The following is an 11,970-nucleotide window of genomic DNA, read 5'->3' as shown; positions in this document are numbered from 1 at the left end:
ATGGCGGCGATTTCTCTTCCATTGCTTATATAGGCTTTAGCATGGCTATCAGTGTTTTCGATCTCTTCAAAGTCGGCATCGGTCCGTCCAGTTCCCACACCGTCGGCCCGATGCGCGCTGCAGCGACCTTTGCCCAAGCACTGATTGAGCAGAATTTGCTGGCCGCCGTCCGTCGGGTCGAAATCCGCCTTTACGGTTCGCTTTCAGCCACCGGCGTCGGCCATGCCACCGACCGCGCCTGTGTCATGGGCCTGATGGGCGAATGGCCGGATAGCATCGACCCGACCACCATCGATTCGCGTATCCAGCACCTGCGGGAAACCGGCAAGCTGTCCCTGGCCGGCAAAGCGACGATCGCCTTCAACTGGCAGCACGATCTCCTGCTGCTCGACGAGAGCCTGCCCTACCACCCTAACGCCATGTCCCTGACAGCCTTCGGCGAAACCGGTGAGCTATTCGAGCAGACGTACTACTCGGTGGGCGGCGGTTTCATCATCGACGCGGCCGAAGCCGAGTCCGGCATTGCGCCGGCCAGCGACGTTGTGCTGCCGTACGATTTCTCCAGCGCCGCCGAATTGCTCAAGCTCTGCAAACAGCACGGTCTACGGGTGTCCGAATTGATGATGGCCAATGAATTGGCCTGGCGCAGCGAAGCCGAAGTCCGTCAGGGCCTGTTGCACATCTGGTCGGTAATGCGCGAGTGCGTCGAGCAAGGCTTGCGTCACGAAGGCATCCTTCCCGGCGGTCTGAATGTTCCCCGCCGCGCCGCGAAATTGCATCGCAGCCTGTTGGAAATCGGCAAACCGAACGTCATCAGCTCCACCCTGTCGGCCATGGAATGGGTGAACCTGTTCGCCCTCGCCGTGAACGAAGAAAACGCCGCGGGCGGACGGATGGTCACCGCGCCTACAAACGGGGCGGCGGGGATCATTCCGGCCGTGCTGCACTACTACATGAAATTCAACCCGGACGCATCGGACGATGACGTCGTGGCGTTCTTTTTGGGCGCGGCTGCCGTAGGCATTCTTTGTAAGAAAAACGCCTCGATTTCTGGCGCCGAAGTCGGCTGCCAAGGCGAGGTCGGCTCCGCCTGTGCCATGGCCGCCGCCGGTTTGGCCGACGTGCTCGGCGCCACCCCGGAACAACTGGAAAACGCCGCTGAAATCGGCCTGGAACACAACCTCGGCCTGACCTGCGATCCGGTCGGCGGTCTGGTGCAAGTGCCGTGCATCGAGCGCAACGCGATTGCCGCGGTGAAGGCGATCAACGCCACGCAAATGGCCCTGCGCGGTGACGGCAAACACTTCATTTCCCTGGACCGGGTGATCCGCACCATGCGCGATACCGGCGCCGATATGCACGACAAATACAAAGAAACTTCACGGGGCGGCCTGGCGGTTAGCTGGGTGGAGTGCTGAGGAGCATTTCCTGACCGTTCGCAACACGTGAGCCCGAGTAATAATAATAACGAGGCGAAAACGATGACCGATGTACGTACACCTGCTGCCGATAATCCCGCTGTAGACCTCACACGCAATAACGAAATAACCCACAAAGGCTGGAGTAAACACGACACCACCTGGATGCTTGGCCTCTATGGCACAGCGATTGGCGCCGGCACGCTGTTTTTGCCGATCAACGCCGGCGTGGGTGGTTTCTGGCCGCTGCTGATCCTGGCAGTGCTGGCGTTTCCGATGACATTCTTTGCACACCGCGGTCTGACTCGTTTCGTGTTGTCCGGCCGTTCCGGGGACATCACTGAAGTGGTGGAAGAACACTTCGGCATCGGTGCCGGCAAGCTGATCACGCTGCTGTATTTCTTCGCGATTTTCCCGATTCTGCTGGTGTACAGCGTAGCGCTGACCAATACCCTGAGCAGCCTCATGGAGCACCAGTTGCACATGACGCCACCGCCTCGGGCGATCCTGTCACTGGGGTTGATTCTCGGCCTGATGGCCATCGTCCGTTGTGGTCAGGGCGTCATCGTCAAATGCATGAGTGTGCTGGTTTACCCGTTCGTCGCGGCATTGCTGCTACTGGGCATCAGCCTGATCCCGAACTGGAACGGCGCGTTCTTCGCCACCGCCAGTGAAGGCATGCCGCTGCCACTGTTCTTCAAGACCTTGTGGCTGGCGATCCCGGTGATGGTGTTCTCGTTCAACCATTCGCCGATCATTTCCGCTTTCGCCGTCGATCAGAAGCAGCGTTACGGCAAGCAAGCCGAACGCAAAAGCAGCGGCATTCTGGCGATCGCTCACGCCATGATGGTCGTCACGGTGATGTTCTTTTGCTTCAGCTGCGTGCTGGCGTTGTCCCCGGCTGATTTGGCCGCGGCGAAGGCGCAGAACATTTCGATCCTGTCGTACCTGGCCAACCACTTCCAGACGCCGGTCATCGCTTACGCCGCGCCGCTGATTGCACTGGTGGCAATCACCAAATCCTTCCTGGGCCATTACATCGGCGCCAGCGAAGGCTTTCAGGGCCTGATCGTGAAAAGCCTGCGTGGCCGTGGTCGAGTCGTCTCCGCCGGCTGGCTGAACCGCCTCACTGCGCTGTTCATGATCCTCAGTTGCTGGGCCGTGGCGACCTTCAACCCGAGCATCCTGGGCATGATCGAAACCCTCGGCGGGCCGATCATCGCCTGCCTGTTGTTCCTGATGCCGATGTACGCCATCCGCCGCGTGCCAGCCTTGCGCCAGTACTCGGGCCAGGCCTCGAACGTGTTCGTGGTGTTGGTCGGTCTGATTGCACTGTCTGCGATCATCTATTCATTTATGCCCTGAAACGGGCAGGCAAAAAGAAGGCGGGCCAAGGTGCCCGCCGTTTTTTTGCCGTAAACATTGTCCGACAGTTTTTCCGGCATGCCCCTTGCTATCTCCCTTGTGCGGCACGGAAGAAAGCGCATAAACATGGAAGGCCGGTGGTCTGGTATTGCGAACTAATCCCGATCACAGCCGTCAACAACTGCACGTTCAATCAGGCGGTGACGCATTATGGACAACCCTTTTCAGCTCATTACCGATGCTTTTGCAGCGGATTATCAAATCAACCTGAGCATCCAGGGCCTGGACGGCAGCATCATGCTGACCCTCTCCAACGCTGGCCGCGTGGTGGCTAAACGGATGATCAGCGCCGAACAACGCAATGACCCCAAGCGCCTCAAACGCCTGGTGCAAAGCATTCAATTCGGCATCGCCATCGAACAGGGTCAATGCGCCGTGGCCATCCTCGAAGCCATGACCGACGGCGACAACCGTAAGCTGCCGCCGCCACAGGCCAAAGCCCGGCCCCGACCTGAAATCGGGTATTAAAGCTCGCCCTTCTCCACTTCGGGATGTTCACCGGAACCCGCACCGATCTTGCGTTGCGGGTGTTCGATCTTCACCGAAGGAAATTGCGACGAGGCATAACGCACCACCAGAATCGAAAACGCCAGCAGCAGGATCCCGCCGCACAGGTAGATGATCCCCAGGTCCGGCGGATTGTGGTGCGAGACGTTGGAGATCAGCAGCCGTGTCAGCGCGGTGATCGCCACGTAGATCAGGAACCGCACCGGCATGTGATTGGTCTTGAAGTAAATCCCGACCATCGCCCCCAGTTCCAGGTAGATGAACAGCAACAGGATGTCATCGATCTTGATGTGCCCCTGCTCCAGCATCCCGATGAACTCCATGACCGCCGCCCAGGCAGTCACCGCACCGATGGCGAACAGCGCCAGGTAGTGGAAGGTCTCGACGAACAGGTTGCCCAGGGACTCGGCCAGTTGGTGCACGTTCTGCCGCAGGTTCTCGGCCCAGTTGATTTTCACGATGATTGTTCCTTAGCTCGGTTCGAGCGGATGATGCGGGTTGGACGTGACGGTTGTTCTGCATGCAGAAAAAAGGCCAGGGGTTGCCTGCCACATGATGGCGAGGTGCTTTAAAACACGCTCCGTGGCGTTTGGTCGCAGGTCAACACCAAACCTGTAGCCGCGAATGGAGCGCCACCGTTCACCTGACAAACCCCGAATCCGGTCTACATTAAAAAGCCACTACCCAAAGCGCAGGGATTCGCTTATCCTTTTCGCTGTATATAGATACAGTAGTCGCAAAGACAACTAAATGTGAAGGCATGTGAGGTGGTGAATGGCCGTCGAAGTGGTATACCGCAGCAGCCGAGATCTGGAGCGCTTGTTCATGGATAAAGCCGAAGCTGACCGTCATGACAAAATGCTCGAACTGGCCGAATTGCTGGCTGAAGTGTTGCAAAAAGCCGTTCCGTCCCTGACCGAGCAGCAAGTGGAAGAAGCCGGGATCTACATGGCGAAGAACCGCGACGTGTTCGCCAAGGCGTTCAAGAGCCAGCCGGACGCACTGTCCGAATTGCTCAACGTGCCGGCTGAAGTCGCTAAACCTGTTGAAGTGGCTGCACCTGTTGAAGTGGAGCAAGCTGAGCCGACCAAGCCAGCCAAAGCCGCCAAGACGCCGAAGTAAGCAATGCCCGAATTGAATAGGCCCTGAGTCCAATGGCTCAGGGCCTTTTTCATGCTCGCAGAAAATCAGGCGTCAGGCTGCTCCAGTGCGTCGACCAGCGCCTTGAAGAACCGCGCCGCCTCGCCGCCGGTGACCACGCGGTGATCGAAGGTCAGGGACAGCGGCAGGATCGGATGCACCGCCACCGCCCCCTCGACCGCCACCGGTTCATCGCGGATCGCCCCGGCGGCGAGGATCGCCACTTGCGGCGGCACCACCACCGGGTTGGCGTAGCGACCGAACAAGGTGCCGAAATTCGACAGAGTCAGGGTCGCACCCATCATTTCCTTGGGCGGAATCGAACGCGCCTGCACATCGGCGCGCAGGCGCATCACACCTTCTTTCAAATCCGCCGACGTGCGATTGCCGACATCGCGCAGCACCGGCACGAACAAACCGTCCGGTGTATCCACGGCAATGCCCAGGTCGAGCCGTTCGTGTTGTTTGAGCGACAGGGTTTTGCCATCGAAGCCGCTATTGAGCACTGGCTCCACCGCGCAGGCCGCCGCCATGGCTTTGGCCAGACGAATCAGTGGTTCTCGCGCCTGCCCCCAGCGATGCAGATCGGCATCGCCGAAAATCGTCACCGGCACCACTTCGGCATGGGACCTGGCCATGTTCAGCGCCATGCTGCGCCGCACACCGCGCAGCTTCTCACCGCCGAAACGCTCGCGTTCCGTCTGGGCCGCATTTTCCACATCGCTGCGGGTGATCTGACCGTCCTGGCCGGAGCCGACCAAGGCGCTCAGTTCAACGCCCAGTTGTCGCGCCAATTGACGCACTGCTGGCGTGGCGCGGTTCGCCAGGTATTCGCGGGTCGAAGGCGCGGTGCCGATAAAAAAGGCATCCTCCTGATTCGTGCCGCCGCCCTCAAGCCGTCCGACCACGGTGCCCGCATCCGCTTCGCCTTCGTAACCGAGCAACGGCTCCCCCACATGCAGGATGTCGCCCTCGCCGCCGAAGGTTTTCGCCACCACGCCGTCGTAAGGCGCGGGAATGTCCACCAGCGCCTTGGCGGTTTCCACCGACACCAGCAATTGGTCAGCCTTGACGGTATCGCCGACCTTGACGTGCCAGCGGACGATTTCCGCCTCCTGCAAGCCTTCGCCCAGATCCGGCAGTTTGAAATATTTCATCGCAATCTCCTCGGCCTCTGGCGTTTCTTCAAGGGCTTCTTCAGGCGTGGCGCAACACGGTGTCACAGGCGTGAAGAATGTCCTCGACGCCAGGCATGTACAGCGATTCCAGTCGATACAGCGGTGGCGGGATGTCCGGCGCGGTGACTCGCTGGATCGGTGCCTGCAACTGCAGAAACACCCGTTCGTAGAGACTGGCGGCGATTTCCGCGCCGACCCCGCAGGAGCGCGGCGCCTCATGCACGATCACGCAGCGACCGGTCTTGCGCACCGAGGCCTCCATCGTGTCGAGGTCCAACGGTTTGATGCTGGCGACATCGATCACTTCCGCCGAGATGCCCTGCTCGGCCAACGCCGTGGCGGCTTGCAGGGTTTCCATCACACTGGCGCCCCAACTGATCAAGGTGATGTCGCTGCCTTCGCGCAGGGTGAAACAGCTGTCCAGCGGCAGGCGTTTGCCGTCATCCAACAACGGTTGCGGGTTCATGCGATAGAGTCGGGTCGGTTCGAGAAAGATCACCGGGTCCGGGTCGTCGATGGCCGCGAGCAACAAACCATAGGCCCGAGCCGGCGAGGACGGGATCACCACCCGCAACCCCGGAATGTGCGCGAACAGTGCTTCGGTGCTTTCGCTGTGATGTTCCGGCGCACGAATCCCTGCGCCCATCGGCGAGCGCAGCACCATCGGGCAGGTGAGCCGCCCGCGCGTGCGGTTGCGCATGCGACTGGCGTGGGACACCAGGTGCTCCATGGTGGCGTAGATAAACCCCATGAACTGGATTTCCACCACCGGTTTCAAGCCTTGGGCCGCCATGCCCACTGCCAGCCCGCCGATCATGGTTTCGGCCAGCGGCGAATCGATTACCCGCTTGAAACCAAAGCTGTCGCGCAGGCCCAGCGTGGCGCGAAACACGCCACCGTTCACCCCGACGTCTTCACCGAGGACGATAACGTTCTCGTCCTCGCGCATGGCCCGATGCAACGCCAGATTCACCGCCTCCAGCAGCGTTACCTTACCGTTACTCATGGCCCGAACCTCCCGTCCGGCGCGCCACTCGTTCGAGGAAGTCTTCACGCTGCTCGGCCAGGGCTTGTGGCCACTGGGCGTAGACATGATCGATCACTGATGCCGGCGCCTGCAGGCCCGCCGCTTCGAAGTTATCCACAGCAACCTGCACCAACCCCTGGCATTCGCTGATCAGCGCCTGCTCGCGACTTTCATCCCACACGCCCTGCCCGACCATGAAACGCTGCAGACGTTTGATCGGTTCTTCGAGCCAGGCTTGCTTGACTTCGTCCGCCGACCGGTAGCGTGTGGCATCGTCGGCCGTGGTGTGATCGCCGAGGCGATAACTCAGGCATTCGAGCAACACCGGGCCTTTGCCGTGGCGCGCCCGTTCGAGGGCCGCTTGCACGCGGTCATACACGGCGAGTATGTCGTTGCCGTCGACCTGCTCACCGTGGAACCCGGCGCCAATGGCTTTCTGCGCCAACGTGGGAGCGCCGCACTGAATTCGTCGCGGTACCGAAATCGCCCATTGGTTGTTGTTGACCATGAACACCACCGGCAACTGCCAGGCGCCAGCGACATTGAGGGCCTCGAGAAAATCACCTTTGCTGGTGCCGCCATCGCCGCAGGTGGTGACGGCAACCCGATGCTCGCCACGGATCTTGAATGCGCTGGCGACGCCGCAGGCATGCAGGGCCTGGGTGGCAATCGGCACACAGATCGGGAAATCCTGCGCCACCGCCGGGTCGACAAAGTCGCTGCCACGCTCATCGCCGCCCCAATACAACAGGATTTCTTCCATGCGCACGCCACGCATCAGTTGCACGGCGGTGTCGCGGTAATACGGGATCAGCACGTCTTCGGCGCGCATCAGGCTGCCGACCGCAACGCCAATGGCTTCCTGGCCCAGGGTCGGCGCGTAGGTACCGATGCGCCCGGTGCGTTGCAGGGCGACCGCTTTCTGGTCAAAAAGGCGGGTCAGGACCATTTGCCGATACAAGCGCGTCAACAGATTGAAGTCGTCGGCCCAGGGAGGGAGATCGCAGAGCACCTGGCCGTCAGGGGATAAAAAACGGGTGTAGGGCAGCTCAACCTTGTGAAGCATCACAGGGCTCCTGGCACGCGGGGTCGGCGTGCGATTGTCAGGCCCGACGTTTGTGGCGCAGGGCTTGGGGAGCAAGTTGGCCGGATAGGCACTCACTCCTTTATCGATTCAAACGTTTACCGGTACAGCACTTTCTCTGCCAACTCATCCGCTACCCTGGCCGGAGAACGTTTTTCCGCCTGGGCATGGGCAAAGACTTCGGTCAGCCGTGAACTGATTTTCGACAGGTGCGCGGTGATGGTCGTCAGCTCTTCCCCACGGTGTTTGAGCGACACGTAGATCAGCCCGCCGGCGTTGATCACGTAATCCGGTGCATACAGAATGCCCCGGCGTTCCAGCTGATCGGCGACTTCCAGATGGGTCAGTTGGTTGTTGGCCGAACCTGCGACCGCCGAGCAACGCAACTGCGTCACGCTGGTCCTGTTAAGCACACCGCCCAAGCCACAAGGCGCGAGAATGTCGCAAGGGGTGCTGAGCAGCGCTTCGTTGGCGATCGGATGAGCGCCCAACTGCTCCATGGCCAGTTGTACTTTGCCGTGATCGATGTCGCTGACCAGCAGCTCGGCGCCGGCAGCGTGCAGCTGCTCGGCCAGGGCATAACCAACATTGCCCAGGCCTTGAACGGCAATGCGCAGCCCTTCCAGATTATCGCTGCCCAAGCGGGCCATGGCGGTGCTGCGGATGCCGGCGAATACGCCCATGGCGGCATGCGGTGCTGGGTCCCCCGCAGCGGTGGTGCTGGTGACGAATTGCGTATGTTGGGCGATGCAGTCCATGTCCGCCACCGAGGTGCCGGCGTCGATGGCGGTGATGTAGCGACCGTCGAGCTGATTGATCCAGCGCCCGAACGCTTCGAATACTGCGGCGCGGTTTTCCACATGGGCCGGGCGAATAATCACCGCAACGCCACCGCCCTGAGCCAGGCCAGCCAGGGCCGCCTTGTAACTCATGCCTTGGGCGAGGCGCACAGCATCCTCGATCGCGGATTCATCGCTGGGGTAGGCAAGGTAACGACACCCGCCCAAGGCAGGTCCCAGGCGGCTGTTATGGATGGCAATCACCGCCTTCAACCCGGTGACCGGATCGACGCTCAGGTGCAGCGATTCAAGGCGAGTGCTTTGCATGAGAGCGAACATCGTAGGGCTCCCGAATCACTTCTTGTAGTCGCCAGTATAGGCTTGCGCACAAAAATTGCAGAAGCGCACAGGAATAAGCAGCGCGGCTTTAAAGGTTTTCGGACATAACCTGTTACGGCCTGTGTTCAGCACTGGACGAAAGCCTGCGACGGGGCTAAAACGAGGCATTCCCCGGAGATTTTGATGACCCCGCGCCAACGCTTTTTCGACTGTCTGCAACGATCACCGCCCGCGCTGTTCGAGGCGGCGTTGTGGATCGCCGTCGAACACGATAAAGAGCTGAATCCCGAAACTGTGCTGGCGGACTTCAAGGACCTGCAACAGCGGGTCAGCTACGGATTGCCGATGCTGCCGGTAAATGAGTTGGCGCAACCGTTGTTGCGGCGCATGAATGACCTGGGGTTCGCCCAGGACGACTTCACGCCCTTGCGCCCGCAAGTGGCGTTGCTCCATAAAGTGCTGGAACGCCGGCGCGGTCAGCCATTGGCGCTGGGCCTGATTGCCCTGGAGCTGGCCAGAAGACTGGAAATCCCCATGGTCGGGGTCAACTTCCCCGGGCATTTCCTGCTGCGGGTGCAAGGCGCCGATCACCTGCTCGACCCGTGCGGCGGGCGCCGGCTGTACCCCAACGACTGCCGTGAACTGCTGCAACGCCAGTACGGCCCGAACATGCAGCTCAGCGCCGAGCATTTGCAGACCGCCGAACCTGCGCAGATGCTGCAACGGCTGTCACGCAACCTGCGCCAGTTGTACCTCACGAACGATGACTACATCGACGCCCTGATCGACGCCGAGCGCGTGCTGGAGCTGGGCAACGCCAACGCCTCCGACTACCTGGCCCGGGCCAGCCTCTATCAACGGCTGGATTGCCCGAATGCCGAGCGTTTTGACCTGGAACACGCGCTGCTGCTCTGCGACGACCCGATCCAGCGGATTCGCCTGACCGAACGGTTGGGGCACTTGCCGCCCAACGCCATCGTCCATTAATCACCGCCCTTTGTAGGAGCGAGGCTTGCCCGCGAACCTGCCGCATCGGTCTATCAGCAATACCGCGTTATCGCTCTTCGCGGGCAAGTCGGATCGCCGCACCGCTCGCGCCTATGGGACGGTACAGTTTTATGGGGTGTCTGGCTGATTCGCCGGATGCGCCTTGATGAACGCCGGATGTTGCGCCGCCAACGCTGCCACTCGACGAATACGCGGGTAGGCGTCCAGTGAAATATTGAAACGCTCGGCCGCATACAGCTGCGGGATCAGGTAAACGTCCGCCAGCCCCGGTTGATCGCCGAAGCAATAACCGGCGTCACCGATCAACTGCTCCACCGTCGCCAACCCTTGACTGATCCAGTGACCGATCCACTCGACCACTTGCGGCTCATCGTGCCCCAACTGCCGCAGCTTATTGAGCACGCTGACGTTGTGCAGTGGGTGAACGTCGCAGCCGATCACCGCCGCCACTCCACGCTCGTGGGCGCGGGCGGCGAGGTCTTTGGACAGCAGCGGCACCTGTGGATAACGTTCCTCCAGGTACTCGATGATCGCCGGTGACTGGATCAGCAATTCGCCTTCATCGGTGCGCAAGGCCGGCACCCGGCCTTGCGGGTTGATGCCCAGGTACGCCGGCTGGCGATGTTCGCCCCCCTGCGGCGCGATCAGGTTGACCGGCAGTGCCTGGTAATCCAGCCCCTTCAACGCCAGCGCAATGCGTACCCGGAAAGACGAGGTCGAACGGTAATAGGTATAGAGTTCCATGGGCCGATCCTCTTAGCGCGCCGGCAGCACTTTGCCGCGGCACTCGCCGAAACCGATGGAAGCAAAACCCTCACGGCTGCAACGTCCCCGCAGGATGATTTCGTCGCCATCCTCGAGGAATTTACGCACCTCACCCGAGGCCAGTTCGATCGGCTTTTTACCGCCCTCGGTGATTTCCAGCAGGCTGCCGAACTGACCGCTTTCAGGGCCGGACAACGTGCCCGAACCGAACAGGTCGCCGGCCTGCAACTGGCAGCCGTTGACGCTGTGATGCGCCACCATCTGCGCAACGGTCCAGTACATGTGTTGGGTGTTGCTGAGGGTCAGGCGATGGGCCGGCAGATTCTGTTCGCGCATCGATTCGGTCAGCAGCAGCACTTCGAGTTCGATGTCGAAGGCACCGGCCGCCTGATCACGTTTGTCGAACAGGTAAGGCAGCGGCTGCGGGTCGCCTTCCGGGCGCGCCGGCTGCGCACGACGGAACGGTTCCAGCGCTTCGGCCGTCACCACCCACGGCGAAATGCTGGTGATGAAACTCTTGGACAGGAACGGCCCCAGCGGCTGGTATTCCCAGGCCTGGATGTCCCGCGCCGACCAGTCGTTGAGCAGGCAGAAACCGGCGATGTGATCGGCGGCGTCACCGATGGCGATCGAGTCGCCCATGGCATTGCCCGGACCGATCCAGATACCCAGTTCCAGTTCGTAATCCAGGCGTGTGCACGGGCCAAACGTCGGCTCGGTCTGGCCGGCCGGTAGGGTCTGGCCTTTCGGACGCCGCACGTCGGTGCCGGACGGGCGAATGGTCGAGGCGCGGCCGTGATAACCGATCGGCACGTACTTGTAGTTCGGCAGCAACGGGTTATCCGGGCGGAACAGTTTGCCGACATTCTGCGCGTGCTCGATGCCGACGTAGAAGTCGGTGTAGTCGTTGATCTTCGCCGGCAGGTGCATCTGGCAATCCGCCGCCAGCGGCAGCAGTTTTGCGCCTTGGGCTTCGATCTTGCCGTGCAGGGTGCTGCCTTCCTTGAACAACTCGATCAAGCGTTCACGCAGGGCGACGCGAGCCTCGCGACCCAGCTCGAAAAATGCATTCAACTGGCCGCCACGGGTGGCTTCGACGGCGGTCCGCGCGGCACCGTCGTCGAACAGCCCGGCATCGAGTGCCGCTCCCAGATCAAAGATATGGTCGCCGATCGCCACGCCACTGCGCGGCGCCCCGCCCTTCACGCTGAACACGCCCAACGGCAGGTTTTGCAGCGGGAAATCCGCGTGGCCGTTGGCGGAGGCAACCCAGCTACGAGTGATGGAAGTCTGAGTCATG

11 protein-coding genes and 1 pseudogene are annotated in these 11,970 nt (G+C 61.2%); 5 read left to right on the top strand and 7 right to left on the bottom strand.

Annotated features, from left to right (window positions below):
• Positions 1-41 precede the first annotated feature (41 nt).
• The 3 genes from AC07VO_RS15155 (at position 42) to AC07VO_RS15145 (ending at position 3,311) form a co-directional block, all read left to right on the top strand.
• Positions 42-1,418 (top strand): L-serine ammonia-lyase, encoded by a 1,377-nt coding sequence (locus AC07VO_RS15155; protein WP_018927149.1) that lies wholly within the window; start codon positions 42-44, stop codon positions 1,416-1,418.
• Positions 1,419-1,481: 63 nt separating this feature from the next.
• Positions 1,482-2,783, top strand: a complete 1,302-nt coding sequence (locus AC07VO_RS15150; RefSeq protein WP_086944720.1) for a serine/threonine transporter — start codon at positions 1,482-1,484, stop codon at positions 2,781-2,783.
• A gap of 210 nt (positions 2,784-2,993) precedes the next feature.
• A complete protein-coding gene (locus AC07VO_RS15145) occupies positions 2,994-3,311 on the top strand; it encodes a DUF3509 domain-containing protein (RefSeq protein WP_018927151.1) in 318 nt (105 codons plus the stop codon).
• Here the strand turns inward: AC07VO_RS15145 and AC07VO_RS15140 are convergent.
• The gene (locus AC07VO_RS15140; protein ID WP_018927152.1) at positions 3,308-3,808 is read right to left on the bottom strand and encodes a phosphate-starvation-inducible protein PsiE; all 501 of its coding nucleotides are present in this window, start codon (positions 3,806-3,808) and stop codon (positions 3,308-3,310) included. The genes AC07VO_RS15145 and AC07VO_RS15140 overlap by 4 nt on opposite strands.
• Before the next feature lie 316 nt (positions 3,809-4,124).
• On the opposite strand from AC07VO_RS15140, the pseudogene AC07VO_RS15135 reads away from it, so the two are divergent.
• A pseudogene (locus tag AC07VO_RS15135) lies at positions 4,125-4,364 on the top strand (YebG family protein); the annotation flags it as partial.
• Between the two features lie 173 nt (positions 4,365-4,537).
• Here AC07VO_RS15135 and AC07VO_RS15130 read toward each other — a convergent pair.
• The 4 genes from AC07VO_RS15130 to AC07VO_RS15115 all read right to left on the bottom strand — a co-directional run bounded on the left by AC07VO_RS15130 (position 4,538) and on the right by AC07VO_RS15115 (position 8,897).
• A complete protein-coding gene (locus tag AC07VO_RS15130; RefSeq protein WP_018927154.1) occupies positions 4,538-5,647 on the bottom strand; it encodes a dihydrolipoamide acetyltransferase family protein in 1,110 nt (369 codons plus the stop codon).
• A 40-nt stretch (positions 5,648-5,687) separates the two neighbouring features.
• Positions 5,688-6,674, bottom strand: a complete 987-nt coding sequence (locus AC07VO_RS15125; protein ID WP_086944719.1) for an alpha-ketoacid dehydrogenase subunit beta — start codon at positions 6,672-6,674, stop codon at positions 5,688-5,690.
• Positions 6,667-7,761 carry a pyruvate dehydrogenase (acetyl-transferring) E1 component subunit alpha gene (gene pdhA / locus AC07VO_RS15120; RefSeq protein WP_086944718.1) on the bottom strand — a complete coding sequence of 365 codons (1,095 nt, stop codon included), beginning with the start codon at positions 7,759-7,761 and terminating at the stop codon, positions 6,667-6,669. Before pdhA ends, AC07VO_RS15125 begins: the two co-directional genes overlap by 8 nt.
• A 116-nt stretch (positions 7,762-7,877) precedes the next feature.
• Positions 7,878-8,897 carry a Glu/Leu/Phe/Val dehydrogenase family protein gene (locus AC07VO_RS15115; protein WP_018927157.1) on the bottom strand — a complete coding sequence of 340 codons (1,020 nt, stop codon included), beginning with the start codon at positions 8,895-8,897 and terminating at the stop codon, positions 7,878-7,880.
• A gap of 183 nt (positions 8,898-9,080) precedes the next feature.
• On the opposite strand from AC07VO_RS15115, the gene AC07VO_RS15110 reads away from it, so the two are divergent.
• On the top strand, positions 9,081-9,884 hold the full coding sequence (locus AC07VO_RS15110; protein WP_064620227.1) for a SirB1 family protein: 804 nt from the start codon (positions 9,081-9,083) through the stop codon (positions 9,882-9,884).
• A gap of 129 nt (positions 9,885-10,013) precedes the next feature.
• Here the strand turns inward: AC07VO_RS15110 and maiA are convergent, their stop codons facing one another.
• A complete protein-coding gene (maiA, locus tag AC07VO_RS15105) occupies positions 10,014-10,649 on the bottom strand; it encodes a maleylacetoacetate isomerase (RefSeq protein ID WP_018927159.1) in 636 nt (211 codons plus the stop codon).
• 12 nt (positions 10,650-10,661) lie between these two features.
• Positions 10,662-11,969, bottom strand: a complete 1,308-nt coding sequence (fahA, locus tag AC07VO_RS15100) for a fumarylacetoacetase (protein WP_086944717.1) — start codon at positions 11,967-11,969, stop codon at positions 10,662-10,664.
• Position 11,970 lies beyond the last annotated feature (1 nt).

Source organism: Pseudomonas sp. GW821-FHT03E01, assembly GCF_059420765.1.
This window is presented reverse-complemented; position numbering and strand designations above follow the sequence as displayed.

Coding starts and splice junctions, on each gene's coding strand:
- fahA (WP_086944717.1), bottom strand. CDS start 11,969: ATGACTCAGACTTCCATCACTCGTAGCTGGGTTGCCTCCGCCAACGGC.
- AC07VO_RS15125 (WP_086944719.1), bottom strand. CDS start 6,674: ATGAGTAACGGTAAGGTAACGCTGCTGGAGGCGGTGAATCTGGCGTTG.
- AC07VO_RS15115 (WP_018927157.1), bottom strand. CDS start 8,897: ATGTTCGCTCTCATGCAAAGCACTCGCCTTGAATCGCTGCACCTGAGC.
- AC07VO_RS15110 (WP_064620227.1), top strand. CDS start 9,081: ATGACCCCGCGCCAACGCTTTTTCGACTGTCTGCAACGATCACCGCCC.
- AC07VO_RS15150 (WP_086944720.1), top strand. CDS start 1,482: ATGACCGATGTACGTACACCTGCTGCCGATAATCCCGCTGTAGACCTC.
- pdhA (WP_086944718.1), bottom strand. CDS start 7,761: ATGCTTCACAAGGTTGAGCTGCCCTACACCCGTTTTTTATCCCCTGAC.
- AC07VO_RS15145 (WP_018927151.1), top strand. CDS start 2,994: ATGGACAACCCTTTTCAGCTCATTACCGATGCTTTTGCAGCGGATTAT.
- AC07VO_RS15155 (WP_018927149.1), top strand. CDS start 42: ATGGCTATCAGTGTTTTCGATCTCTTCAAAGTCGGCATCGGTCCGTCC.
- maiA (WP_018927159.1), bottom strand. CDS start 10,649: ATGGAACTCTATACCTATTACCGTTCGACCTCGTCTTTCCGGGTACGC.
- AC07VO_RS15130 (WP_018927154.1), bottom strand. CDS start 5,647: ATGAAATATTTCAAACTGCCGGATCTGGGCGAAGGCTTGCAGGAGGCG.